The sequence below is a fragment of the bacterium genome, assembly GCA_028821235.1.
Classification (GTDB): Bacteria; Actinomycetota; Acidimicrobiia; order Spongiisociales; family Spongiisociaceae; genus Spongiisocius.
In genome coordinates this window covers 1-25,618 of the sequence record JAPPGV010000056.1, presented here as the reverse complement: position 1 = coordinate 25,618, position 25,618 = coordinate 1, and the positions used below count along the sequence as shown (strand labels likewise).

Here is a 25,618-nt window from a genome sequence, read left to right as displayed (position 1 = left end):
TCAGCCGACCCGCCGGATGTCGGCGCCCATGGCCCCGAGCCGGGTGTCGATCGCCTCGTAACCCCGCTCGATCTGCTCGGCGTTGTGGATCACGCTCTCGCCCTCGGCCACCAGCGCCGCGATGAGAAGCGCCATACCGGCCCGGATGTCGGGGCTGGACATGGTGCTGGCCGTCAACTTGTTGGGTCCCATGACCACCGCCCGGTGAGGATCGCACAGCACTATCTGGGCGCCCATGACGATCAGGCGGTCCACGAAGAACATCCTCGACTCGAACATCTTCTCGTGGATGAGGATCGAACCGTAGGCCTGGGTGGCGGCCACCAGCGCGATGCTGGTCAGGTCGGCCGGGAACGACGGCCACGGCCCGTCCTCGATCTTGGGGATGGCGCCGCCGAGGTCGGGCAGTACGTTGAGTGGTCCGTTGAAGCGCATCTGGGCAATGCCGTCCGGCAGCGGGTCGTACTTGATGCCCAGGCGAGCCCAGCCCAGGTCGATGGGCTTGTTCATCTCCGGCTGGTAGCCACCGATGGTGATGGGGGATCGCGTAACGGCGGCCAGCGCCATGATGCTCCCCACCTCGATGTGATCGGGGCAGATGGTGTACTCGCCGCCGCTCAAGCGTTCCACGCCTTCGATCTGGAGGATGTTGCTGCCGATGCCGGAGATGCGAGCGCCGAGCGTGTTGAGGAAGTGGCACAGATCCTGGACGTGCGGTTCGCACGCGGCGTTCTCGATGGTGGTATGACCTTCGGCGAGCACCGAGGCCATGATCAGGTTCTCGGTGCCGGTCACGGACGGTTCGTCCATGAACACCACCGATCCCTTGAGCGTCCCGGCCCGGAACCGGTGACCGTTCAAGAAGGTGTACGAGGCGCCGAGTCCTTCCAGAGCGTGCACATGGGAGTCGATCCGGCGCCGCCCGATGACGTCACCACCCGGCGGTGGGAGGGTGACCTCGCCGAAACGGGCCAGGGAAGGGCCGGCCAGCAGGATGGAAGCCCGGATGATGCTGGCCTGTTCCTCGGAGATCTCCGAACTGGTCATCCCGTTGCAATGGATGTGGAGGGTCGCCGGCTCCGGACTGGTGATCGACGCTCCCATGCCCTCCAGGATGAGGAGCAGGGACTTGACGTCGCCGATCAGTGGCACGTTGTGCAGGATGACCGGCTCTTCGGTCAGCAGACAGGCCGCGATTATCGGTAGAGCGGCGTTCTTGTTGCCCGACGGCTCGAAGTGCCCGTGTAGCCGGGTCGGACCCCTGACCAGGAAGCTCGTCATCCCGATTCACAGGGTAGCCGCGACCCGCCCGCGTGCCTGCCATTTGTCAGTCCTATATTTCAATAGTGAGCAGATACTGGTATACATCTAGGTGCGAACAAAGGGCCAGGTATGACGTTTGGGGAACTCCGCAGGGCCGTCATGCTGGTTCTGCTCGATCGCGGGGATGGCGCTTTCCGGTGCCCGACCTGTTTAAGGACTACATTTGGTTTGGTTGGAGGAGGCGATCATGAGTCTGTCCGATCGGATCACGCCCATCAGCCATCTCAAGGCGCATGCCGCCGAGATCGTACGCACCATCGGCGACCGGGGAGAGCCTTTGATCGTCACCCAGAACGGTGAGGCCAAGGCCGTCATCCAGGACATCGATAGCTACGAGCAAATGCAGGAGACCCTCGCTCTGCTCAAGCTACTGGCGCTCGGGCGACGCGAGGTCGAAGCGGGAAGGACACGGCCGGCTTCCGACGTGATCGCCCAGTTCCGGGAGCGTGCAGAGCCCCCCGTAACCCGTAGCCCTAGTCGGTTCGGGTTTCGATCCTAAGGTCTTCCGCCGAGTATCCGAACAGCTCCAGAAGCTCCATTGCCCGACGCTTGATTGCCGCGGATGAGAGATTCGTGTGCAAGTAGATGCCGGACGCTCCAACCGGTTTCGGGGCCACGACGTCGTCCTCGCTGCGAGACGCATACGGGTTCTTCCTACCCTGTAGATCCAGAATCCGATCGGCAAAGCCCTGGCCGTGCTGCTGGTACAGAGCCTCGGCCACTCCTACCAGCAGTCCCTTCCAGGTGCTCACCTCGTGCCGCTCGCCCCGTAGCTCGTAGGCCACGATCTTTGCCCCTCTCTTTGGAGAACGGCGCTTGGGCTGACGTTCCAGGGGGTCTTGTCTTGGCCGTTGAGGCGGCGCAGAGGGCGGAGCCGGGTCGGATGGGGCCACGGTCGGTACCTTCGATCCGCGCAGTACGGCTTGCACCTGCTCGGGAGCAGGTCGGAGGTTCAGCTCCTCGTACGCACGGTCAACAACCAACTCGACCAGTCGCTGATCAGGCTCCTGCCTCATTCGTGACCAGATGTCGGGGAGCTTCGAGTTGAGGTGGTCGGCTTGCCGGCGGGCTTTCAGGACCTCCTTGGCGCGTCGCTCCGAGCGTTTGCTAAGCAGGTTCTCCTTACCCAGGAAGGCGTCCAAGTCCTCTGACAGTCGCTCGATGGGACCGTTCATCAGATCGAGGTTGGCGAAGCAGCGTTCCTCTGGCGGGCCATCCTCTTTCGGAAGGTAGATCCTCCACTCTGGGCCATTGGTTAAGACACATATGTTGATGCCCTCGTAGAACGCGTACCCGAGGACTTGGCCTACATGCTTGTTGAGGTCTTGGCCAGGCGCCTTTGCTTCGATCAGGGCCGCGATTCGACGCCCTCCCTTCAGCGCTATGTCGACCTTCCCACCACTCTTGCGGTCTCCGACAGGGTGTTCCCAAAGCACCTCCGGATCGGCAGTGTCCCATCCGAGATGATCCAGCACCGGTCGGATGATCTGGAATTTCGCGGTTTCTTCATTGGCAGGCAACGGCCGGTTCCTGATCGACTCAAGGACATCTCGCAACGACAATCGTGCCTCCCTAATGACTCGCGCGCCAGGTAAGCCTACCTTTCGGGCCTGGCAGGGCCAGGGATCCGTCCGGCGCGGGCGGCGTCGCGGAATGAGGGCCGGGGCGGGGTAGCATCGGGGCATGTTCCGTTTTCTTACTGCCGGTGAGTCTCACGGGCCCGGGTTGGTCACCGTCGTGGAGGGGCTTCCCGCCGGGTTGGAGGTGTCACGCCAGGGTCTCGGGTACGAGCTGGCCCGGCGCCGTCTCGGTTACGGGCGGGGCGCCCGCATGAAGATCGAGAAGGACGAGCTGGAGATCATGGGCGGGGTCCGCCATGGCCGGACCCTCGGTTCTCCGGTGGCCGTGATCATCCGCAACACCGAGTGGCCCCGCTGGCAGGAGGAGATGTCGCCCGAGCCCGGTGTCCCCAAGCGGCCGATGACGACGCCCCGGCCGGGGCACGCCGACTTGGTGGGCATGCTCAAGTACGACACCAAGGACGCCCGCAACATTCTCGAGCGGGCATCGGCCCGGGAGACCGCCGCCAGGACCGTGGCCGGCTACCTCGCCAAGCAGCTGCTGTCCAGCATCGGCGCCACGGTGGTCAGCCATGTGGTCGCTGTCGGCGCGGCCGTGTCCGAATCCGGTGACCTACCCACCATCGAGGACCTGCCCACCATCGACGCGTCATCGGTCCGGGCGTTCGGCACCGACGCCGAGGCATTGATGGTCGCCGAGATCGAGCGGGCCAAGTCGGACCGCGACACGCTCGGGGGTGTGGTGGAGGTGCTGGTCTACGGGCTGCCGCCCGGAGTGGGCTCCTATGACCATTGGGACCGGCGCATCGAAGCCCGCCTCGCCGAAGCGCTGATGTCGATCCAGGCCATGAAGGCGGTGGAGGTCGGCGACGGTCTGGAGTCGTCCCGCCGCCGGGGCTCCGTCGCCCACGACGAGATCTACTACGAGGACGGGCGGTTCTTCCGCAACACCGACCGGGCCGGGGGCATCGAGGGAGGTATGACCACGGGCCAGCCTTTGCGGGTTCGGGTGGCGATGAAGCCGCTATCGACGGTGATGCGTCCGCTTCCCACCGTGAACGTGGTGACGAAGGAGCCCGAGGTTGCCTTCCGGGAGCGTTCCGATGTCTGTGCGGTGCCGGCCGCCGGCGTGGTGGCCGAACAGATGGTGGCCATCGTGGCGGCCCAGGAGCTCCAACGGAAGTTCGGCGGCGACACGGTGGAGGACTTCGTTGTCAACGTGACCTCCTACCGGCACCGTATCCGCACGTTCTGATGGTGCCCTTAGCCCCAATTGTTCATGGTGGGGGTTAGTCCGGGTGACCGAAATGGGTGTTCCGTGCTCCTGACCCGGGGTCATGGCCATTTGGCAAGCCCCCTCTTCCGGCCGGGTGTGGGATCAAACGCCGGGCGAAGGGTGGCCGCTGGCAAATGATGTGGTTGAAGTGGCCTGATCCGCGTGGGTGTGCTGGGGACAGGAACAATCAGGGCTAGGTAGGGCGATGGGGATCCTCTGGCTCGTCGGCATGATGGGCAGCGGGAAGAGCACGGTCGGTCGTTGCATCGCTGCTACCACGGATCGCCGGTTCATCGATGTCGACTCGATGGTGGAGGCGCGAGCCGGCAAGTCCATCGCAGGCGTCGTCGATGAGCAGGGCGAGGCGGCTTTTCGTGAGATGGAGGGCGCCGAGATACGCCGCCTGTCCGCGGAGCCGGGACGGGGCGGCACAGGCCGGGTGATAGCGACCGGCGGGGGTGTGGTCCTCGACCCGGCCGGTGTTGAAGCTATGCGCCGCTCCGGAGTGGTGGCGTGGCTGGACGCGCCCGCCGGAGTGCTCGCCGGTCGTATAGGGGGCGAGGACCGTCCGTTGCTGGCAGGTTCGGATGTGGCATCCCGATTGGCGGAGATCCTGGCCGTTCGCCACAGCCTCTACCACCAGGCCGCTCACTACAGGATCGACGCGGACCGCCCGGTCGGCGAGGTGGTTGCCGAGGTGGTCGGTTGCGCCCGGATAGCGGTCGATGACGCGTCGGAGGTGCTGATCGGCCCCGGTCTGCCCGATCGTCTCCTGCCGGCGTCCTCCGGCCGTGAGCAGGCGGTGATCATCTGCCAGCCGGGTTCCCGCCCTGTTGCCGGATCAGTGCTCGAACTGCTCCGCTCCGAGGCGGAGGCCACCCTGATCGAGGTGCCCGACCGAGACACAGCCAAGTCCGTCGACACGCTGGCCGTCCTCTACAGCCGGCTCGCCGAGCTCAACCTGGGAAGGCACGACGCCATCGTGGGTGTCGGGGGCGGGGCGGTGACCGACCTGGCCGGGTTCGTGGCGGCCACCTGGCTGAGAGGTATCGAGTCGGTCCTGGTGCCTACCACGCTCCTGGGCGCCGTCGATGCCTCCATCGGTGGCAAGACCGGAATCAACGTGATGGGCAAGAACCTGGTCGGATCCTTCTGGCATCCGTCCCGGGTCGCCATCAGCCTCGACGTGCTGAGCCGGCTCCCGGAGCCGCTCCTGCTGGAAGGATCGGCCGAGGCGGTGAAGGCGGGCTTCATCGCCGATCCGAGGCTGGTGGACCTGTTCATGGAACACGGGCCGTCCTTCCCGATGGCCGAGGTGGTGAGCCGGGCTGTGGCGGTCAAGGCGGAGGTGGTGTCGGAGGACTTCCGGGAGACCGGCCGCCGGGCGATCCTCAACTTCGGGCATACCCTTGGTCACGGCATCGAGGTGGTGTGCGGGCTATCCCACGGCCACGCGGTAGCGGTGGGGATGGTGGCCGCCGCGGCCGTATCCGCTGACCGCCTCGGGTTCGACGAATCCCGAGTGCGGGTTCCGCTGGAGCGTCTGGGCCTGCCGACCCGCGTCGACACCGCCGATTCCGACGCCATCCTTCGGATCGTACAGCGGGACAAGAAGCGCACCGCGACCGGCCTCCGCATGGTGCTGCTAAGCGACATCGGCGATCCGGTGGTCGAGTACGTGGATGAGGCAGCTCTGAGGCTCGGCCTGGCGGCCGTCGGCCTAGCGGGTTGAACCTCGCACGGTCCGACGGCGCGGCCTCGCGGTCTCGGGTCCTGCTGCCGGGCGTGGGTCTGGCGATCCCCCGCTCCATCACACCGCCGTCAGCCGCCAACAGGCCTCCCGTCGACGCCGGCATCCTCACGTACCCCACTGAACGCCCGGCCGGGCCAAACCGGCGGTCCTTGGCCCTGCCCGTTATCGGCAGAGACGCTCCGCTATCACCCCCGTAGTCCAGCTCGTGGATTGGGATTCCGCAACTGTTGCTGCGTGCTCCCGGTAGGATGAGTGGCGGCCGGGTCGGGTGACCGGGCCCTAACGACTCGAGGATCGGTCCTACTCGAGCCGGGTCGTCCCAGCGGTGAATGCGAGTGCCCCGAAGCGGTTATCGGTCCCATCAGACGCGGGAACTCGGGATTGATGGACCGCGGTTTCTGAATTCGGATACGTCAGGAAGAGCGGTGCGAAGGCATGGTGAAGACACTGTTGCCGGCGAAGCGGCTGCCGGCAGTGGAAGGTCTACGGGATGCAGGCGTGCCCGCGCGCCGGCCGGTTTGGTGACGACATGGGAGCTGTGAAGGACACCGGCCGGGGGCAGGCCGCGAACGAGACTCTGGGCGGTCGCATCTCCAGGTTGACTGACGCAATCCTGCGGATCAGTGAAGACCTTGAGCTCGACACCGTCCTTCAGGAGGTCGCGGACGGTGCCCGGTTGCTGACCGGCGCCCGCTACACCGCTCTCACCACTCACGACGAATCCGGCAAGCCTCAGGACGTGCTGATCTCCGGTCTGACCGACGAGGAGACCGAGCGGATATTGAGCTATGGGTCGGGGACAGCCATTTTCGGGTACCTCAGCCTGCTACGCGAGTCGCTGAGAACACGGGACTTCATAGCCCACGTCGAAGCGGCCGGATTTACCGACTTTCCGGTGAAGATCGGGACATTCCTGAGTACCCAGATCCGCGTGCGGGACAGGCACGTGGGAAACATCTACATCGGTGAGAAAGAGTCCGGCGGGGAGTTCACCCTCGAGGACGAGGAGACCCTGAAGATGTTCGCCGCGCAGGCGGCGATGGCTATCACCAACGCACGCCGTTACGGTGACGAGCAGCGGGCCAAAGCCGACCTCGAAGCCCTACTCAACACCTCTCCGGTGGGCGTGCTGGTCTTCGATGCGCTCACCCGTGGAGTGGTCAGGATCAACCGGGAAGCGTGCCGCGTCATCGGTCACCAATCCGGGGAGGAGAAGGACTCCGCTCGTACCCTCGGCAAGGTCGAGTTCCGGCGCATGGACGGAACGGTCATGGCGCCCGACGAGGTCCCGTTCCAGCGGGCACTTCGTACCGGCGAGACCGTGCGCGCCGAGGAGTCTGTAATCGTCCCTCCATCCGGTGACCAGGTAACCACCCTCATCAACGCCACTCCCATCCACTCTGAAGACGGCCAACTCGTCGCCGTCGTGGCAACCATCCAGGACATCACTCCGCTGGAGGAACTGGAGCGGCTCCGTACCGACTTCTTGGGGATGGTCAGCCACGAGTTGAGAACCCCGCTGACTTCGATCAAGGGTTCCGCCGCCACCGTGCTGGGTGCCTCATCGCCGTTTGATCCGGCCGAGATCCGGCAGTTCTTCCGCATCATCGAAGAACAGGCCGACAACATGCGGGACCTCATCAATAACCTGTTGGACCTGAGCCGGATAGAGGCGGGAACCCTTTCGGTCGTTGCCGAACCGACCGATGTGTCGGCCGTGATCGACCAGGCAAGGAATGCCTTCCTCAGCAGCGGATACCGCAACAGCATCGAGATCAACGTGACACCGAACTTGCCGCGGGTCGCAGCGGACGGCAAGCGGATCGTCCAGGTGCTGCACAACCTCTTCTCCAACGCGTCGAAATACTCCGGGGACTGGTCTCCCATCCGGGTGACGGCCTGGCTGCATGAAGCCCACGTCGTCATATCGGTCACCGACGAGGGCACAGGTGTAGCCAGCGAGAATCTGCCTCGCCTGTTCACGAAGTTCTCCCGGATCGATGTCGGCGCAGACCACCGGGTCAGCGGCAACGGCCTCGGCCTCGCGATCTGCCGAGGCATCGTGGAGACCCACGGCGGCCGTATCTGGGCTGAGAGCGATGGGGAAGGGCACGGAACGCAGTTCATCTTCACGCTCCCGGCTGTCGACGAGACCACCGGCGATCGTCTACCCGACCACGCCGGGTCCACGTATGCCGGTGACATGCCTAGAGCGAGCGACCGGGTCCTGGTAGTGGACGACGACCCTCAGATACTGCGCTACGTTCGCAATACCCTGACCGCGGCGGGATACACACCGGTGCTAACCGGCGACGCGAACGAGGTGGGCAGCTTGCTCGAATCGGAGAGCCCGCGACTCGTGCTGGTGAACCTGGTCCTACCCGGTATCGACGGGTTCGAGTTACTGAGGCGCATCCGCTCCGATTTCCACACCCCGGTCATCATCCTGTCCGGCCTTGGGCAAGGCCAGGAAATCGCCAAGGCGTTCGAGCTAGGAGCCGCCGACTACGTTGTGAAGCCGTTCTCCCCGGCCGAACTCGTGGCCAGGATAGGAGCGGCGCTACGCCAGGCGGCCGCCTTTCCGCACGCCGGGATCGAACCGTACAGGTGCAGCGACCTAGCCATCAACTATCTGGAACGTTCAGTGACCGTGGCGGACAAACCCGTTCGCCTCACTCCGACCGAGTACAAGCTTCTGTTCGAACTCTCCCGTTACCCCGGACGGGTACTGACGCACGAGCAGTTGCTCAAGAGCGTATGGAGCCAGGATCGCCCGGCCGATCAGCGTCTCCTGCGCTCGTTCATCAAGAACTTGCGCCGGAAGATCGGGGACGATGCCAAGAACCCCTCCTACATCTTCACGCAGTCCGGCGTCGGCTACCGCCTCGCTAAGCCGTAATTGCTAGTTGATATTGGATTACGCTGGTCACCAACCACTGGCCACTGGACACCGACTCCTCTCTAGAATCGCCCCATGGTCTCCACCAACGATGTGAAGTCGGGCATGGCGCTCGACCTGCCGGACGGGTTGTTCCTGATAGTCGAGCAGCAGCACGTCAAGCCCGGTAAGGGGCGGGCATTCGTCCGCATGAAGCTGAAGAACCTGGTCACCGGCGCCGTGGTCGATCGCACCTTCCGTGCCGATGAGAACGTGCCGCAGGCGATCATCGACCGGCGGGACCATCAGTTCCTCTACCGCGACGACATGGGCTACCACTTCATGAACCTCGAGACCTACGCCCAGTTCGCGATTGCTGAAGAGGACGTGGGCGAGGCCGCCAACTACATAACCGACGGCGCGACCGTGATGCTTCCACTGTACGAAGGCAACCCGATCGGCGTAGAGTTGCCCGCCTCGGTCGCGTTGGAGGTCGCCATGGCTGAACCCGCGGTCCGGGGTGACCGGGTGTCGGGCGCCACCAAGCCGGTCACGCTCGAAACCGGCCTGGTGGTCCAGGCGCCGCTGTTCATCGAAGCCGGTGACACCATCAAGGTGGATACCCGCTCCGGCACCTACATCTCCCGGGCTTGACGGTGACAGGAGATGGTCGAGCACGCTTCCAAGGCCGCCCGCGACCCGCGGGCCACGGCGCTGGCCGCCCTCTACCAGGCCGACCTACGGAGTGACGTAGACCCGACCGCCGGACTCGCCGGCAAGGCGAAGCGCTACGCAGCGGGCGTCAGGACCCATCAACGTGATCTCGATCAGCGGATCGAGGCGGCCTCGGAGCGCTGGCCCCTGCACCGGATGCCGGTGGTGGACCGGACCATCCTGCGCCTCGCTCTGTACGAACTCCTTCACGAGTCGACTCCGACGGCGGTGGTGCTGAACGAAGCGGTGGAGTTGGCCAAGAGATACTCGACGAAGAAGAGCGGCGCCTTCGTCAACGGCGTGCTCTCGGCCCTAGCCGGGCAGATCCGCACCGAGGACTGAGCCGGTGGCATGTCCCGATCCTTCTTGTGGGTCCTTGCCAACCGGTCTGATCGGTGACGACCATGTGGTTGGCCGGCCGGCTGCCCACGGGTGATGGCTCCGCACACACCGGGCGCCCGAACCGACGAAGAACGCGAAAATCGCGACCGACGGGTTCCGCCCGCCGGGCCCTCCCCCTGCCGCCACCACCTGGTGTCGAGCGCGTCCCGCCGTGCCCGGGCGGGCTGCTCGACGATCTGACCTCGTGTGATCCGGTCGACGTCCGAACCGGACTGCTGGTATTTACGGTTGGTTAACAGCATAGGACGAGGATGTGACAAGAACCGCGGGTGCGACACGCCCGATGCCGCCCGCCGATGGATGGCCGTCCTGCGGGATGGGAAGTGGGGTGATCGCCGGACCGGGTACGTCCCCGCAGGGCTCAGGAACGCAGGTCCCGGTCTTCGGGACGCTCCGATCCTGCTAGCGTTGCCCGAACCTTTAATCCGGTCCGGTGAGGCCGGGAAGGAGACCCGAGTTCGCGCCAAGCGGCGCCCGAGCCGCGGCGAGCACGCTCCGGCGTGCCTTCCCGTACCGCTTCCCCTCACCCCTTCCGGTTGATACGTGGCCCCGAGGAGGACGCAGGTAGCTGATGCCCATGGTGATGGCCGACGCCGACGTCAGGCGGTCGTTGACCCGTATCTCGCACGAGATCATCGAGAAGTCGAGGGACGTCCTTCCGGTGCTGGTGGGGATTCACACCCGAGGAGTACCCCTGGCCCACCGCATCGCCGCGGTCATCGAGGAGGTCGGGGGTGCCCGGGTGCCGGTGGGCGCCCTGGACATCGGCCTGCACCGCGACGACCTGTCGACCAGGCCCACCACCCCGCTGTCGGGGACCCAGCTTCCTGTCGACATCACGGCCCGGACCGTGGTGCTGGTGGACGATGTCCTCTACACAGGCCGCACCGTGCGGGCTGCGCTGGACGCACTGAACGACTTCGGGCGGCCGGAGGCGGTGCGGCTGGCGGTACTCGTGGACCGGGGACACCGCCAGCTTCCGATACGTCCCGACCACGTTGGACGCAACCTTCCCACCTCTGTCGCCGAACGGGTCTCGGTGAGGCTGGGCGAGATCGATGGGGGCGAGGACGGGGTGTGGGTGCAGGGGGCACGGAGTTGAACTTCCTCACCACCGAAGACCTGACCCGGAACGACCTCGAAGACATACTCGACCTGGCCGACGAGTTCACCCGGGTACTGTCCCGCCCCATTCCCAGGGTTCCCGCTCTCCAGGGCAAGCTGGTGGCGAACCTGTTCTTCGAGAGCTCCACCCGCACCCGGCTGTCGTTCGAGCGGGCCGCCCGGGCACTCTCGGCCGACGTGATGAGCTTCTCCGCGTCCGGTTCGTCCCTGTCCAAGGGGGAGAGCCTCAAGGACACGGCACTGACCATCGAAGCGATGGGCGCGGACCTGATGGTGGTGCGCCACCGGGCCACCGGCGCCCCGTGGCGGATTGCCGGATGGACCGGGTGCCAGGTGATCAACGCCGGCGACGGCGCCCATCAGCATCCCACCCAGGCCATGCTTGACGCCCTTACCCTGCGCCGCCGATTCGGCGACCTGGACGGCCTGCGGGTGGCGATCGTGGGCGACATCCGCCACTCCCGGGTGGCCCGATCCAACGTGTTCGCCCTCACCACCCTGGGCGCCAGGGTGATTCTCGTGGCGCCCCGGACCCTCCAACCGGTGAATTGCGAGGGTTGGCCGGTCGAGATGACCGATGACTTCGACGCGGTAGTCGGGTCGGTCGACGCCGCCTACCTGCTTCGGATCCAGACCGAGCGGGGAGGGGCCTCGGTGTTTCCCTCGCTGCCGGAGTACGTATCCCGTTACGGCATGACCCGCGACCGCTTCGCCCGCCTTCCCGACGATGCGGTGGTGCTTCACCCGGGTCCGATGAACCGGGGTGTGGAGATAGACGACCTGGTGGCCGGTCATCCCCGGGCGCTGATCCTGGACCAGGTGACCAACGGCGTGGCGGTGCGGATGGCGATCCTGTTCCGCCTCTTGGGAGGTAAGTGATGGGCGGGATCCTCCTGACCGGCGGTGGCGTTCTCACACCGACCGGCGAGGTCCGGACGGACGTCCTCATCGAAGGCGGTCGGGTGACCGCCGTGGGACCTCACCCGGAGATGACGGAGCGCACCCGGGCGGACCGGACGGTCATCGATGTCTCGGGCCTGGTGGTGGGACCCGGTTTCGTGGACCTCCATGCCCACCTCCGGGAGCCGGGACAGGAGTGGAAGGAGGACATCGGCTCCGGATCCCGGGCGGCCGCAGCCGGCGGTTTCACCGCGGTGGTCGCCATGCCCAACACCGATCCGCCCACCGACGCAGGCCACCTGGCCCGCTACGTCCGCGACCGGGGCCGGCAGGTGGGGCTGGTCGACGTGATCCCGGCCGGATGCATCACGATGGGAATGGAAGGCCTCCGGCTATCCCATCTGGACGATCTGTTCGCCGCCGGCGTGCGGCTCTTCACCGACGACGGTGTCACGGTGGCCGACTCGGGCCTGCTCCGGCGGGCCATGGAGTACCTGCAGTCGAGGGGTGGCGTGATCGCCCAGCACGCCGAGGACCCCGGACTGGGACGGGGCGGGCATATGCATGAGGGCCGGGTGTCGTCGTTGCTCGGCATGGGAGGGATCCCGACCCAGGCCGAGACGGTGATCGTGGCCCGTGATCTGGCCGTAGCCAAGTTGACCGGCGCCGCTTATCACGTCCAGCACGTCAGCTGTGCCGGGACCCTGGACCTGATCGAGTCCGCCCGCCACCGGGGGGTGAACGTGACCGCCGAGGTGAGCCCGCATCACCTCTGGTTCTCCGACCACCAGGTGTTGTCGATGGATCCGGTGGCCAAGATGTATCCGCCGCTCCGCACGCCTGCCGACATCGAGGCACTCCGTGACGGGCTCCGCGACGGCGTGATCGATGCGGTCGCCACCGACCATGCGCCCCACGCCGCCCACGAGAAGGACGTTCCGTTCGAGGAGGCGCCCAAGGGCGTGACCGGACTGGAGACGGCCTTCTCCGCCGTCCGCGCCGTCCTTGATCCGGACCCTCGGCTGCTTTTCGAGCGGATGTCGGTCACCCCGGCGACGATTGCCTCGCTCGAGGACCACGGCAACTGGATCGAACCCGGCATACCGGCCAACCTGGTGGTGGTGGACTGGCACGAGCAGTGGACTCCCGAGCTGTTCCTGTCCAAGTCGGCCAACTCCCTGTTCACAGGAGTGCCGCTGGCCGGTCGGGTCCGCTTCACGTTCCGCGAGGGACTCCTCACGCATGACTCAGCGCGGCTCGACGTGCCCGCTCCGTCTCCCGGGGCCGGAGCGCTCCGATGAGCAGCGGGTTCCTGGTTACGGCCGACGGGGAGGTATTCGAGGGTAGATCCGTGGGCGTGGAAGGGGTCCGGGTCGGAGAAGCCGTGTTCAACACCTCCATGACCGGCTACCAGGAGGTGCTGTCCGATCCTTCCTATGCCGGCCAGGTGGTGGTCATGACCTCGCCGCACATCGGCAACTACGGGGTCAGCGACTACGACGATCAGGCCGCCAGGCCGGCCGCCCGCGGCCTGATCGTCCGTTCGCTGTCGCTCCGGCACTCCAACTGGCGCGCCGAGGGAACCCTGGCCGCCTACCTGCGGTCCCACGAGATGGTGGCCCTCGCCGACCTCGACACCCGGCGGCTCACCCGCCACCTGCGGGACCGAGGGGCGATGCCGGTCGCCATAGGCGCCGGGGTCGGGCCCGAGGAGCTGGCGGTGCTGGCCGCGGAGGCCCCCCGGATGGAAGGGCAGGACCTGGCTACCGGCGTTTCCACCCCGGAGCCGTACCGGTTCGATCCTGATGGTGATCCGGTGGGCCGGGTGGTGGCCATCGACCTCGGCATGAAGCGCGACATAGGCAGGCGGATGGCCGGGCGCGGGCTGGAGGTCCATGTCCTGCCGGCGACCTGCACCGCCGAGGACATTCTCGGTCTCGATCCGACCGGCGTCTTCCTGACCAACGGGCCGGGGGATCCCGAGCCGCTCGAGCACACCATCGGCACGGTGCGGGCGTTGCTCGGCGGCGTTCCCGTGTTCGGCATATGCCTGGGCCACCAGGTGATCGGCCTGGCTCTCGGCGCCACCACGTTCAAACTCCCCTTCGGCCACCACGGCGGCAACCATCCGGTCCGCCGCCTCGAGGACGGCCGGGTGGAGATCACCGCCCAGAATCACGGGTTCGCGGTCGACCTCTGGTCGCTGGAAGGCCGGAAGGCGCCTGAGCGCAAGGGTCTGGCCGGTCCCGACCTCCTGCCCCAGCAGGTCACAAGCGACTTCGGTGAGGTGCGGCCCACCCATCAGAACCTCAACGACGGGACCCTGGAAGGGTTGCGATGCCTGGACATCCCCGCCATGTCGGTCCAGTACCACCCGGAAGCGGCCCCCGGCCCACACGATGCGCTGGGGCTGTTCGACGACTTCCTGGCCCTCATGGGGCTCGGAACGGAGGACTGCTGATGCCCAAGCGCACCGATATCGAGAGCATCCTGGTCATCGGTTCCGGCCCGATCGTGATCGGCCAGGCCTGCGAGTTCGACTATTCGGGTACCCAGGCGGCCAAGGTGCTGAGATCGGAGGGCTACCGGGTGATCCTCGTGAACTCCAACCCGGCCACCATCATGACGGATCCCGAGTTCGCCGACGCCACCTATCTCGAACCGATCACACCCGAGATCGTCGAGCGGATTCTGGAACACGAGTCACCCGATGCCCTGCTGCCCACGCTGGGCGGGCAGACCGCGCTCAACGTGACCGCCGAGCTCGCCCGGTCGGGTGTGACCGACCGCCTCGGGGTGGAACTCATCGGCGCGAGCTTCGACGCCATCGAACGGGCCGAGGACCGGGGATTGTTCAAGGAGACGATGGCGGCGGTAGGCATCGAGTCGCCCCGTTCCCGCTACGCCCGATCGATGGAGGAGGCGGTGGCGGCCACCGCCGAGATCGGCTACCCGGTGATGGTGCGGCCCTCCTTCATCCTGGGCGGGGGCGGCACCGGTATTGCCGGGGACGAGGAGGCTTTCGGGGAGATCGCCCGGCACGGGCTCAGCGCCTCCCCGGTGAGCGAGATCCTGGTGGAGGAGTCGGTGGTGGGCTGGAAGGAGTACGAACTGGAGGTGATGGCCGACCGGAGCGGCAACGCGGTCATCGTCTGCTCGATCGAGAACCTGGACCCGATGGGCGTCCACACCGGCGATTCCATCACCGTGGCACCGATCCAGACCCTGTCGGACCGGGAGTACCAGGAGATGCGGAACGAGGCCATAACCTGCCTCCGGGCCATCGGTGTGCAGACCGGGGGCTCCAACGTCCAGTTCGCGGTGGATCCGGTCACCGGCCGCCGGTTGATCATCGAGATGAACCCCCGCGTCTCGCGTTCATCCGCCCTCGCTTCCAAGGCCACCGGGTTCCCGATCGCCAAGATCGCCGCCCTCCTGGCGGTGGGGTACACCCTCGATGAGATCGCCAACGACATCACCGGCGCCACGCCGGCCAGCTTCGAGCCGGTGCTGGACTACACGGTGGTCAAGATCCCCCGCTTCGACTTCGCCAAGTTCCCGATGGCGCCCGACCGGCTGGGCACCTCGATGCGGTCGGTCGGCGAGGCCATGGCCATCGGGCGTACCTTCCCCGAGGCCCTGCAGAAGGCGCTGCGGAGCCTTGAGACCGGCCGGCACGGGCTCAACGCCGATCCGGGGGAGAGGGACTTGCGGGCCGTTTCCGAAGGGGCCCTCGATGAGGCGGTGGCGACTCCTAGCTCCGGCCGGATCTTCCAGCTGGGGGAGGCGATCCGCCGGGGTCGGAGTGTGGAGCACCTGGCCCGATCCACCGGCGTCGATCCGTGGTTCCTGGACCAGATGGCGGAGGTCTACGAACTCCGGGCCGAGCTGGAGGCGGCCGGTGCCCCCCGGACCGATCTGGTGCGGGACGCCAAGCGGATGGGATTCTCGGACGCGCAGTTGGCGTACATCTGGGGAGAGCCCGAAGCCGGTATCCGGGAGTTCCGGCGAGCCGCCGGTATCCGGCCGACCTACAAGCGGGTCGATACCTGCGCTGCCGAGTTCGAGGCGCGGACCCCCTACTTCTACTCCACCTACGAGGACGAGAGCGAGGTGGAGGCAACCCGCCGGCCTCGGGTGGTGATCCTCGGGTCCGGTCCCAACCGGATCGGCCAGGGTATCGAGTTCGACTACTGCTGCGTTCATGCCGCCTTCGCCCTCAAGGAGGCCGGCTACGAGACCGTGATGGTCAACTGCAACCCCGAGACGGTCTCCACCGACTACGACACCTCCGACCGCCTCTACTTCGAGCCCCTGACGGTGGAGGACGTGCTGGAGATCTGCAATGCCGAGGATCCCGTGGCGGTAGTCGTCCAGCTGGGTGGCCAGACCCCGCTCAACCTGGCCGGACGTCTGGAGGCGAACGGAGCGCCTATCGCCGGCACTCCTCCGGACCGCATCGACGAGGCGGAGGATCGGGAGCGCTTCTCAGCCCTGTGCCGGCAGCTGGGGATCGTCCAGCCTCCTCACGGCACCGCCACGAGCCCCGCCGAGGCGGCCCGGGTGGCCGGCTCCATCGGCTTTCCGGTGCTGGCGCGGCCCTCCTACGTGCTCGGGGGCCGGGCCATGCGGGTGGTCTACTCGGGAGACGAGCTCGACGCTTACCTGGCCGACCTGTACGGCAAGGATCAGCAGGCGGGGTTCGACCTGGCCTCGGCTCCCGTCCTGATCGATCGCTTCCTCGAGGCGGCCACAGAAGTCGATGTGGACGCCGTATACGACGGAGCGGAGTTGCTGGTCGGAGGCATCATGGAACATGTCGAGCAGGCCGGCGTTCACTCCGGCGACTCGGCCTGCATCACCCCGCCCCCCACCCTCGGCGCGGCTGCTCGCCGTACGATCGTCGGGGCGACGGGGGCTCTGGCGAGGGCGCTCGAGGTCAGGGGGCTGATCAACCTCCAGTTCGCGGTCAGGGGGGACGAGGTCTTCCTGCTGGAGGCCAACCCGCGTGGATCCCGGACGGTGCCGTTCATCTCCAAGGCCAAGGGCATCCCGCTCGCCAAGATCGCCTCGCGGGTGATGATGGGTGCCACACTGGAGGATCTGGTGGCGGAAGGGGTGTACTCCCCGACGGACGAACCGCGGTTCGTGGCATGCAAGGAGGCGGTGTTGCCTTGGGACAGGTTCCCCGAGGAGGACACCCTGCTCGGACCGGAGATGCGGGCGACCGGCGAGGTGATGGGGATCGGTCCGGGGCCGGGAGTGGCCTACTCGAAGGCCATGATGGCGGCGGGAAGCGGCATCCCGGAGGCGGGAACGGTGTTCCTCTCGTTCGCGGATCCCGACAAGCCGGCCGGCGCCCGGATCGGGGAGGCCCTTCACAGCCTGGGATTGAACCTGGTGGCCTCGCCCGGAACGGCCGGGTTCCTGAAGGCCCGCGGGATACCGGCCGAAGCCGTGCCCAAGGTCGGCGAGGGTCCCGAAGACACGGTCTGGCAGATCGAGTCGGGCCGGGTCGACATGATCATCAACACACCCCAGGGACGGCGGGCAAGGGGAGATGGTCGGTTGATGCGCCGGGCCGCGTCCTCGCGCGGTGTCCCCATCGTCACCACCGTGGCCGGTGGCGAGGCGGTGATCCGGAGCCTGCGCGGTTCTTCGGAGGCCGTGTACGAGGTACGGAGCCTGCAGGATTGGCACCGCTGAACCGCTCGGTCGCCCTGGGGCCGGTCACGCTCCGCTCTCCCCTCGTGGGGGCCTCTGGAACCGTGGGCTCGGCGGTCGATTTCGTATCGGTGGCGTCTCCCGACCACTACGGGGCGCTGGTGGCGAAGTCCGTGGCGCCCGAGCCCTGGACCGGTAACCCGCCTCCCCGCCTAGCGCCCGCCGGAGTGGGCATGCTCAACGCGATCGGCATCCAGAACCCCGGCATCGAAGCCTGGCTGGCGGAGTTCGGTCCCCTGCTGGACAGCGCCGGCGTCCCTGTCTGGGGCTCGGCGGTCGGTCATCATCCGGCCGGTTTCGCCACGGTGGCCAGGGGCCTCGAGGAGGGCGGCGTGGAGGCGGTGGAGGTCAACCTGTCCTGTCCCAACCTCGACGGGCACGGGCTGATCGCCCTCGATCCGGACGCGTCGGCCCGGGTGATCGAGGCGGTTCGGAACGCCGCCTCGGGCCCTGTCTCGGCCAAGCTGTCGCCGAACGCCTCGGACATCGTGGCGATAGCCGCATCCGTCTGGAATGCGGGCGCCGACTGGGTTGTGATCGGCAACACCGTGTGGGGCGCCGCCATCGACATCGAGTCGGGGACCCCCCGGGTGGCCACGGGGAGCGGCGGCTACTCCGGCCCCCCGCTCAAACCGATCGCGTTGCGGGCCGTCATGGAGGTGGCAACCCGGCTTCCCGAGGTTCCGATCCTGGGCTGCGGCGGCGTGGTCACAGGTGAGGATGTGGTGGAGTACCTCATGGCGGGAGCCGGCGCGGTGGCGATAGGGACGGTCCACTTCGCGGAGCCCCGGGCGGCGCGGCGCATCGACCGCGAGCTGGCGAGATGGTGCCGGACCCATGGCGTGGAACGGGTGTCCGACCTGGTCGGCGTTGCCCTCCGGGAGGAATCCCTACCATGACCGGCAGCATGGGTGATGGATCGAACCCTACCGAGAGCCGACCGTGCAACCCCATCCTCGTCGCTCTCGACGTTCCGACCGGGGAGGACGCCGTCCGCCTCGCCCGGGAGCTTTCGCCCCATGTCGGTGGGTTCAAGGTCGGGCTCGAGCTCCTGACCGGTCCGGGTCCCGCCATCGTGGGAGTGATCGGACGGCTGGGAAAGCCGGTGTTCGCTGACGCCAAGCTGCATGACATTCCCAACACTGTCAAGGCGGCCGCCCGCCATCTGGGAGAGGCGGGAGCGCGATGGGTAACCGCTCACGCCGCCGGGGGCAGGGCCATGCTGGAAGCGGCGGTCGAGGGTCTGCGCGAGGGGGCGGGTGCCCGCGCCGCTGGAATACTCGCCATCACCGTCCTCACCAGCCTCGACCAGGATGCTCTGGCGGCGACCGGGGTGGCTGCAACACCGGGGAAACTGGCCGCGGTGCGAGCCCGGCTCGCCCGTGAGGCCGGCTGCGAGGGCGTCATCACTTCGGTCCGGGAGTTGGGCGTGATATCGGATGTGGCTCCCCAACTGCTGAGGGTCACGCCCGGCATCCGACCGGTCGGTGTCGACTCCCATGACCAGGCCCGGGCAGCTACACCCGCTGAAGGGATGGAGCGAGGCGCGCACTACCTGGTGATAGGCCGGGCCATCACCGGAGCTCCGGAACCGGGCCGGGCCGCTCTCGACATTCTCTCCGGCCTCGACTTGCCTGGAACCTCACCCGGGTTGTGAAGGCGAAGTGGTCACCGGCTGGGAGGATGATGAAGACGGGGACAGTTGGCCCGCGACGCCTTGACCCTGGGGGGTTGTCACCGGGTTTCGGGCCAGTTGGACATTTCTGGGTACGCTCCTAGAGTCTGTCCGGCGCCTAAGGTCCGCACGAGGATGGACCGGCGCATCGATTCGGGTCGGAACAGTAGAGCTAGAGAAGGAACGGCAAAGGAACCTTATGGCACCTCCGCAGTTGAACGCCGAGCAACGGGCACGGGCATTGGAGAAGGCAGCGATGGCGCGCCGCAAGCGGGCCGAGATCAAGAGCTTGCTCAAGAACGGGTCGTTGTCGCTCGGTGAACTGCTCGAGCAGGCTACCGACGACCCCATGGTGAGTGGCATCAAAGTGAGTGCCGTCCTTACCTCCATGCCCAGAACCGGGAAGGTGAAGGCCGGTCAGATCATGGAGGAGCTCGGTATTGCCGAGAACCGGCGGGTCCGGGGTCTCGGAGCGCGGCAGCGCAGCGCCCTCCTAGCCAAGTTCAGCTGAGCCACGAACCGGCAGCCCCCCACCGGCCCGGTCGGCTGGTAATCATCTCGGGGCCGTCAGGTGTCGGGAAGAACACCGTCATCCGGGCTCTGGCCCCTCATTACAGCTTTCACTTCGCCGTATCGGCAACAACCCGCGCCAGGCGGCCTGACGAAACCGATGGAGTCGAGTACTACTTCATCGATGACGAGGCTTTCTCGGGACTGATCGAAGCAGGCCGGTTGCTGGAGTGGGCGGAGTTCGCCGGCAATCGCTACGGAACCCTTCATGATGAGGTCTTCGCCTACCTCGACACGGGGCAGGACGTCTTGCTCGATGTCGAGTTGAACGGCGCCTTCCAGGTGATGGGCTCCTATCCGGATGCTCTGTCCATATTCCTCATGCCTCCGAGTCTCGACGAACTGGAGTCCAGGATGCGGGGTCGCCGGGGGATGACGGAGGCACAGATCGCCACGCGCCTCAAGTTGGCCGAGGACCAGATCGAGCGGGGTTGGCACCGTTTCGCCCACGTCGTGGTTAACGCAGATCTCGACACTACGGTGACGGCGATAGTCGGTATACTGGGGTCCTCACCATCCAGCTAGGCCAGAGGTGTCCGGACGGCGGTCGACAGACCGTCATCCCGGCGCCCAACCCGTTCCCGGTCCGAAAGACGATCCTGCGCCATGATTGAGCCACCCATTGAAGAAGTAATCGGCAAGGCCGGCGGGCGTTTCAACCTCGTGTTGCTGGCCTCGCGCCGTGCTCGCCAGATCAACAGCTACTACACCCAGCTAGGGGGAGGGATCGGGCGCTACGTTCCGCCCCAGGTCCATTCGCTCAGCCACAAGCCTCTCACCATCGCTCTCGAGGAGATCGCGGCCGATAAGTTGCAGGTGGCAACCGGAGAGACCGCCGAGAGCCAAGAGCCCGACACTCTCGACGTCCTGCTCTCCTACCAGACCGAACCGCTCGACGAGGGTGATCTGGTGGCAGGTCTCGAGGCCCTGGGCGCGCCGGAGGCGGCGGAAGCCGCTGCCGATGAGCCGGCCGGGGCGGAGGGCTCCGACGAGGCCGGGGCTTCCGATGACTCCGTAGAGGGGACCGCCGTTGAGAACTCCGAGGAGCAGTAGACCCCCGCTAGGAGGGTACTGAAAAGTGTCCTGTTGGCTCGATGTCCGGCAATAGAACCTCGGGTCAAAACAGCGCGGGCCAACCCATCCCCGTCCTTTTCAGCACCCTTCTACACGGCCGGCATCTGGTACTAGCCATCTCCGGGGGTATCGCCGCGTACAAGGCGGCCTACCTGGCCCGGCGACTCTACGAGGCCGGCTCGCAGGTCCGGACCATCATGACCGAGGGGGCCCTGCGCTTCCTGGGGGAGCAGACCCTCGCGGCGATTACCGGCCACGCGGTGGTGACCACGCTCTTCGGATCGAAACAAGCCGGACCGAGCCCCCACACGGAGTTGGCCCGTTGGGCCGATGCCCTGGTGGTGGCGCCCGCCACCGCCAATGTGGTGGCCAAGGTCGCCAACGGGCTGGCCGATGACGCCCTGACCGCCACGGTGGCGGCCTTCGACGGGCCGGTGGTGCTGGCGCCCGCCATGCACACCGAGATGTGGCAGCAACCCGCCACAGCCCGCAATATCCGGCTCCTCGAGGAGGACGGCAGGTGCCTGGTGGGTCCGGTCGTCGGCGAGCTGGCGGCGGGCGACTCCGGGATGGGTCGCATGGCGGAACCCGACGAGATACTGGCGGCGGTGGCGGGGGTGTTCGATGACTCCCTGAGCGGGTTGAGGGTGCTGGTGACCGCCGGAGGAACCCGGGAAGCCATCGATCCGGTGCGCTACGTGGGTAACCGGTCCTCGGGGAAGATGGGCCACGAACTGGCTCTGGAGGCAGCCCGTCGCGGGGCCGCGGTGGTGCTGGTCACCACCACCGCACCGCCGGACATGCCGTGTTCGGTCGAAGTGGTGCCGGTCGAGTCGGCGGAAGACATGGCGCACCAGGTCTGGGCGCGGGCCTCGGCGCTAGACGCGGCGGTGCTGGCGGCCGCGGTGGCCGACTTCCGGCCCGCCGATGTGGCCGGTACCAAGCTGGCCCGGTCCGACGGTCCTCCCCAAATCGTCCTGGAGCCCACACCCAACGTCCTGGCCGGGCTGGTGGAAAGGGTGGAACCGGGAACGACCGTGGTCGGCTTCGCTGCGGAGACCGGCGGTATCGATCGGGCGGTGGGCAAGGCCGCCACGTACGGGGTGGACTTCGTGGTGGCCAACGACGTGACCAGCCCCGGGAGCGGGTTCGGTACCGACACCAACCAGGTGACCATCATCTCGGCGGCGGGAGAACGCACTCCCCTGGAGATGATGACCAAGCGTGATGTGGCCGGTGCGATCTGGTCACACGTGACCACACTGAGAGAAGATGGGGCCTGAGACGGAGCGTCCTCCGGTCTCCATATACTGGTCGCGATGATGCTCCGCCACTTCACGAGCGAGTCGGTCACCGCCGGCCATCCCGACAAGATGGCCGATCGGATCTCGGATTCCGTCCTCGACGCCATCCTGGAGAGGGACCCTGTGGCCCGGGTGGCCTGCGAGACCATGGTCACTCCCAGGAAGGTGATCGTGGCCGGGGAGACCACCAACCGCGCCGGCCTGCTGGACCTCCAAGCGGTGGTGCGAGCGGCGATCGCCGATATCGGATATACGTACGACGACGTCGACTTCCACGCCGACAAGGTTGCTGTCGAGGTGCTCCTCGGGAGCCAGAGCGCCGACATCGCCGGCGGTGTCAGCCAGGCGCTCGAGGCCCGGCAGGGCTCCAAGCACGAGTTGGATCAGCTCGGGGCGGGTGACCAGGGGATGATGTTCGGATACGCCAACCGGGACACCGACGAGTTGATGCCGGCGCCGATCCAGCTGGCCCATCGCCTGGCCGAGCGCCTCACCGAGGTGAGAGTGGAGGGCTTACTCGACTACCTACGCCCGGACGGCAAGACCCAGGTCACCGTGGCCTACGAAGGCTCGAGGCCGGTGCGGGTGGAGCGGGTGCTGATCTCCTCCCATCACACCGCCGATGTCGAGGACGGCCAGATGTGCGAGGACCTCAGGGAGCACGTGCTGATGGGGGTCGGGTCGAGTCTGATAGGCAACAAAACCGAGCTCCTGGTCAACCCGTCGGGCCGCTTCGTGAAAGGAGGGCCCGAGGCGGACGCCGGCCTGACCGGCCGCAAGATCATCGTCGACACCTACGGGGGTTACGCGCGGCACGGGGGAGGCGCCTTCTCGGGGAAGGATCCGACCAAGGTAGACCGCTCGGCGGCCTACTTCGCCCGCTACGTGGCCAAGAACGTGGTGGCGGCCGGGTTGGCAGACGAGTGCGAGATCCAGGTGGCATACGCCATCGGCCAGGCCAACCCGTTCTCGGTCTACGTGGACGCGTTCGGTTCCGCCTGTATCGATCCGGTCGAACTGGAGAACCTGGTCAAGTCCTTTTTCGACTTCCGGCCGGCGGCCTTCCTGCGCAAGCTCGACCTGCGCCGGCCCATCTATGCCAAGACCTCTGCCCTGGGTCACTTCGGACGGCCGGACTTCCCCTGGGAGTCGACCGCCGACGCCTGCGAGTTGAAGAAAGCGGCGAGCCGACCCTGACCCAGGCTGTTGTCGCCCGGGTAGTCCCTGATGTCGCCACCCTGGCGGTCGACGAAGGCTTCTCGTATCGGGTTCCGCCGTCCTTGGAGGGCCAGGTGGAGGTGGGTGCCATCGTCCGGGTGCCCCTGGCCGGCCGGCGGGTACGCGGCTACGTGGTCGGCCTGGAATCGACCGCGGGCGATGAAGCTGCGGACGATCTGAGAGAAGTCCGAGCGCTCTCCTCCGATATTCCCGCGTTCACAGCCGGCATGCTCCCGGCGCTTCTCTGGGCGGCGGACCACTACGTGGCGCCGCTCGCCCGGGTGCTGGCCAAGACCGCTCCGCCCAACCTGCCCAAGCGGCCGCCTCCTGCCGGTCTGCCGGGTGTCCCGCCGGCCGGCGGTCCTCTAGCAGGTGTGGCGGAGGCTGCGGCGAGGGGAGGACCTCCCCGGTCGGTCCAGGTCGTGGCGGGCGCCGGCTGGACCGACCTGGTGCGGGGGGCGGTCACCGCTCCCTTGCAGGCGGGGAGGTCGGTCCTGGTGGTCGCTCCGACGGTGGTGGAAGCCGCACGTCTCGCCGCCGGGCTGCGGCACGATCTGGGTGCCCGGGTGCTGGAGGTGAGTGATCAGAACGACGCCGCGGTCACCGCGGTGTGGTCGAAGGCGGCTACGACCGGCGGTTTGGCCGTGGTGGGAACCATGCGGGTGGTCTGGTGGCCGGTCCGGGACCTGTCCATGGTGGTCCTGGTAGAGGAGGGCCGCCCCGGCATGAAGGAACGCCAGACCCCGACGGTGGCGGCCGGGAGCCTGGCCCGGGTCAGGGCATCCGCCGAGGGCTTCCATCTGGTCCTGGTCGGGCGGGTTCCGACCGTCAGCGCCCTGGCGGAGGATCTCGAGGTGGTCCGCGTGCCCGGTCGCCTGTGGGCACCGGTCCAGGTGGTGGATCGGACCGAGGATCCGCCCGGCCACGGCCTGCTGGCGGAACGGGTCCGGCGCGCCATCGCCGGCGCGGTGGGCCGGGGAGGCCGGGTGTTTGTCTTCACCCACCGCCGCGGGTACGCACCGGCTGCCCGGTGTGTGAAGTGCCGCCTGCTGCGAAGCTGTCCGCGCTGCGGGGCTCGCCCCGATCATCGGGCCACCTGTTCAAGATGCGAGACCGAGCTTGGAGGGTGCTCGTCATGCGGCGGGACCCGCTTCGAGCCCCTTGGCGCCGCCGTGGGACGGGTGATCGATGAGGTCCGGCGGCTGATCGGGGACGGCGTGGGTGACGTGTCAGCCGGTAGGCAGGTGATGGTGGGAACCGAAGCCGACCTGGTGGCGGTGCCGAACTCCGACCTGGCGGTGGTGGTGGATGCCGACGGCCTGGTGCGGGGTACCAACTACCGGGCGGCGGAGGATGCCCTCACAGTGCTGTCCCGGGTGGCCGCCACCGTCCGGCGCGACGGGCGGGCCCGGATGATGCTGCAGACGGCCGATACTCACCAGCCCGTCTACGAGGCCCTTCGGCGGGCCGATCCGTTCGCATTCCTCAGGGACGAGTTGGCGATCCGCAGGCGCCTGTCCCTGCCGCCCATCGGGGAGGTGATGGTGGTCGAGGTTGCGGGAACCGCCGACGGGTCGGTCCTTGACGATGCACTCGAGGCCGCCATCGTGTACGGCCCGGGGCGGGCAGGCGATCGGCTGCGCTGGATGGTCCAGGGCGACGTCCTGAGCGGGGTCAAGCGGAGGCTCAGGAAGGCGGTCGTCCAACTGAGACGCAAGGGTCTGAGAGTGCGGGTCGATGCGGACCCCCGCGATTTCTGACGCCGGTCACCGACCGTTCCCACCGGGGAGCGTTCGTCCGCTGTCGAGGATCCACGAGCCGGGAGCAGGTACTCGATCCTCCGGCCCGAGGAGTGCCACCGGCCCGGGCGCCGTACCCTGGACGCCCTGTTTTTTCGCGGTCTCTCCACTGGGGATCGAATCTGTCACACTCCCGACATATCTTGCTAATCGCCAAGCACCTGTACCGGCCGATTGAGGTAAGACCGATCGGAGCGGCCGGCCGAGGGAAGAAAGACTTCGTGGAGCGAACAGCCGTTTCCCGGCGGCCGGCCGGGCATGGCCGACCACGCTCCAAGCCAGGATGGGTGGTGGCGTGCTCCT

General features: G+C 67.2%; 20 protein-coding genes and 1 pseudogene. 19 read left to right on the top strand and 2 right to left on the bottom strand.

The annotated features are described in order from the left end of the window. Positions 1-1,281, bottom strand: a complete 1,281-nt coding sequence (gene murA, locus OXK16_06085) for a UDP-N-acetylglucosamine 1-carboxyvinyltransferase (protein ID MDE0375517.1) — start codon at positions 1,279-1,281, stop codon at positions 1-3. Positions 1,282-1,510: 229 nt separating this feature from the next. Between murA and OXK16_06080 the strand changes: the two genes are divergently transcribed. Then, a complete protein-coding gene (locus tag OXK16_06080; GenBank protein MDE0375516.1) occupies positions 1,511-1,822 on the top strand; it encodes a type II toxin-antitoxin system Phd/YefM family antitoxin in 312 nt (103 codons plus the stop codon). On the opposite strand, the gene OXK16_06075 is transcribed toward OXK16_06080, so the two are convergent. Continuing rightward, entirely contained in the window at positions 1,797-2,798 is a 1,002-nt protein-coding gene (locus OXK16_06075) for a hypothetical protein (GenBank protein ID MDE0375515.1), read from the bottom strand. The two genes, OXK16_06080 and OXK16_06075, sit on opposite strands and share 26 nt — an antisense overlap. Before the next feature lie 208 nt (positions 2,799-3,006). Here OXK16_06075 and aroC point away from each other — a divergent pair, with 208 nt between their 5' ends. The 18 genes and pseudogenes from aroC (at position 3,007) to OXK16_05985 (ending at position 25,276) form a co-directional block, all read left to right on the top strand. Then, complete coding sequence (aroC, locus tag OXK16_06070) at positions 3,007-4,158, top strand: chorismate synthase (protein MDE0375514.1); 1,152 nt, start codon at positions 3,007-3,009, stop codon at positions 4,156-4,158. A gap of 226 nt (positions 4,159-4,384) precedes the next feature. Beyond that, positions 4,385-5,911, top strand: a complete 1,527-nt coding sequence (locus OXK16_06065) for a bifunctional shikimate kinase/3-dehydroquinate synthase (GenBank protein ID MDE0375513.1) — start codon at positions 4,385-4,387, stop codon at positions 5,909-5,911. 619 nt (positions 5,912-6,530) lie between these two features. Then, positions 6,531-8,831, top strand: coding sequence for an ATP-binding protein (locus OXK16_06060; GenBank protein ID MDE0375512.1), 2,301 nt, complete (start codon positions 6,531-6,533; stop codon positions 8,829-8,831). A gap of 75 nt (positions 8,832-8,906) precedes the next feature. Next, positions 8,907-9,464 carry an elongation factor P gene (gene efp, locus OXK16_06055; GenBank protein ID MDE0375511.1) on the top strand — a complete coding sequence of 186 codons (558 nt, stop codon included), beginning with the start codon at positions 8,907-8,909 and terminating at the stop codon, positions 9,462-9,464. Positions 9,465-9,476: 12 nt separating this feature from the next. Next, on the top strand, positions 9,477-9,866 hold the full coding sequence (nusB, locus tag OXK16_06050) for a transcription antitermination factor NusB (protein MDE0375510.1): 390 nt from the start codon (positions 9,477-9,479) through the stop codon (positions 9,864-9,866). A gap of 631 nt (positions 9,867-10,497) precedes the next feature. Then, a complete protein-coding gene (gene pyrR, locus OXK16_06045; GenBank protein MDE0375509.1) occupies positions 10,498-11,028 on the top strand; it encodes a bifunctional pyr operon transcriptional regulator/uracil phosphoribosyltransferase PyrR in 531 nt (176 codons plus the stop codon). Then, a complete protein-coding gene (locus tag OXK16_06040) occupies positions 11,004-11,930 on the top strand; it encodes an aspartate carbamoyltransferase catalytic subunit (protein ID MDE0375508.1) in 927 nt (308 codons plus the stop codon). Before pyrR ends, OXK16_06040 begins: the two co-directional genes overlap by 25 nt. Further along, positions 11,930-13,252, top strand: coding sequence for a dihydroorotase (locus tag OXK16_06035; protein MDE0375507.1), 1,323 nt, complete (start codon positions 11,930-11,932; stop codon positions 13,250-13,252). Before OXK16_06040 ends, OXK16_06035 begins: the two co-directional genes overlap by 1 nt. Further along, on the top strand, positions 13,249-14,412 hold the full coding sequence (gene carA / locus OXK16_06030; protein MDE0375506.1) for a glutamine-hydrolyzing carbamoyl-phosphate synthase small subunit: 1,164 nt from the start codon (positions 13,249-13,251) through the stop codon (positions 14,410-14,412). The genes OXK16_06035 and carA overlap by 4 nt, the downstream gene beginning before the upstream one ends. After that, on the top strand, positions 14,412-17,657 hold the full coding sequence (gene carB / locus OXK16_06025; protein ID MDE0375505.1) for a carbamoyl-phosphate synthase large subunit: 3,246 nt from the start codon (positions 14,412-14,414) through the stop codon (positions 17,655-17,657). The genes carA and carB overlap by 1 nt, the downstream gene beginning before the upstream one ends. Next, entirely contained in the window at positions 17,645-18,574 is a 930-nt protein-coding gene (locus OXK16_06020; protein ID MDE0375504.1) for a dihydroorotate dehydrogenase, read from the top strand. The genes carB and OXK16_06020 overlap by 13 nt, the downstream gene beginning before the upstream one ends. Further along, positions 18,571-19,332 (top strand): orotidine-5'-phosphate decarboxylase, encoded by a 762-nt coding sequence (gene pyrF, locus OXK16_06015; protein MDE0375503.1) that lies wholly within the window; start codon positions 18,571-18,573, stop codon positions 19,330-19,332. Before OXK16_06020 ends, pyrF begins: the two co-directional genes overlap by 4 nt. Before the next feature lie 217 nt (positions 19,333-19,549). After that, the gene (gene mihF / locus OXK16_06010) at positions 19,550-19,861 is read left to right on the top strand and encodes an integration host factor, actinobacterial type (protein ID MDE0375502.1); all 312 of its coding nucleotides are present in this window, start codon (positions 19,550-19,552) and stop codon (positions 19,859-19,861) included. A 41-nt stretch (positions 19,862-19,902) separates the two neighbouring features. Further along, on the top strand, positions 19,903-20,445 hold the full coding sequence (gmk, locus tag OXK16_06005; GenBank protein MDE0375501.1) for a guanylate kinase: 543 nt from the start codon (positions 19,903-19,905) through the stop codon (positions 20,443-20,445). Between the two features lie 81 nt (positions 20,446-20,526). After that, positions 20,527-20,751 (top strand): annotated as a pseudogene (gene rpoZ / locus OXK16_06000) (DNA-directed RNA polymerase subunit omega). 263 nt (positions 20,752-21,014) lie between these two features. Then, the gene (coaBC, locus tag OXK16_05995; GenBank protein ID MDE0375500.1) at positions 21,015-22,277 is read left to right on the top strand and encodes a bifunctional phosphopantothenoylcysteine decarboxylase/phosphopantothenate--cysteine ligase CoaBC; all 1,263 of its coding nucleotides are present in this window, start codon (positions 21,015-21,017) and stop codon (positions 22,275-22,277) included. A gap of 36 nt (positions 22,278-22,313) precedes the next feature. Then, the gene (gene metK, locus OXK16_05990; protein ID MDE0375499.1) at positions 22,314-23,495 is read left to right on the top strand and encodes a methionine adenosyltransferase; all 1,182 of its coding nucleotides are present in this window, start codon (positions 22,314-22,316) and stop codon (positions 23,493-23,495) included. Further along, positions 23,441-25,276 (top strand): hypothetical protein, encoded by a 1,836-nt coding sequence (locus OXK16_05985; protein ID MDE0375498.1) that lies wholly within the window; start codon positions 23,441-23,443, stop codon positions 25,274-25,276. Before metK ends, OXK16_05985 begins: the two co-directional genes overlap by 55 nt. Positions 25,277-25,618 lie beyond the last annotated feature (342 nt).

Bases quoted from the DNA above. Each gene is read 5' to 3' on its own strand.
- coaBC (MDE0375500.1), top strand. From the start codon at position 21,015: ATGTCCGGCAATAGAACCTCGGGTCAAAACAGCGCGGGCCAACCCATC.
- nusB (MDE0375510.1), top strand. From the start codon at position 9,477: ATGGTCGAGCACGCTTCCAAGGCCGCCCGCGACCCGCGGGCCACGGCG.
- OXK16_06080 (MDE0375516.1), top strand. From the start codon at position 1,511: ATGAGTCTGTCCGATCGGATCACGCCCATCAGCCATCTCAAGGCGCAT.
- pyrF (MDE0375503.1), top strand. From the start codon at position 18,571: ATGACCGGCAGCATGGGTGATGGATCGAACCCTACCGAGAGCCGACCG.
- efp (MDE0375511.1), top strand. From the start codon at position 8,907: ATGGTCTCCACCAACGATGTGAAGTCGGGCATGGCGCTCGACCTGCCG.
- OXK16_06035 (MDE0375507.1), top strand. From the start codon at position 11,930: ATGGGCGGGATCCTCCTGACCGGCGGTGGCGTTCTCACACCGACCGGC.
- metK (MDE0375499.1), top strand. From the start codon at position 22,314: ATGATGCTCCGCCACTTCACGAGCGAGTCGGTCACCGCCGGCCATCCC.
- OXK16_06065 (MDE0375513.1), top strand. From the start codon at position 4,385: ATGGGGATCCTCTGGCTCGTCGGCATGATGGGCAGCGGGAAGAGCACG.
- murA (MDE0375517.1), bottom strand. From the start codon at position 1,281: ATGACGAGCTTCCTGGTCAGGGGTCCGACCCGGCTACACGGGCACTTC.
- pyrR (MDE0375509.1), top strand. From the start codon at position 10,498: ATGCCCATGGTGATGGCCGACGCCGACGTCAGGCGGTCGTTGACCCGT.
- mihF (MDE0375502.1), top strand. From the start codon at position 19,550: ATGGCACCTCCGCAGTTGAACGCCGAGCAACGGGCACGGGCATTGGAG.
- carA (MDE0375506.1), top strand. From the start codon at position 13,249: ATGAGCAGCGGGTTCCTGGTTACGGCCGACGGGGAGGTATTCGAGGGT.
- carB (MDE0375505.1), top strand. From the start codon at position 14,412: ATGCCCAAGCGCACCGATATCGAGAGCATCCTGGTCATCGGTTCCGGC.
- aroC (MDE0375514.1), top strand. From the start codon at position 3,007: ATGTTCCGTTTTCTTACTGCCGGTGAGTCTCACGGGCCCGGGTTGGTC.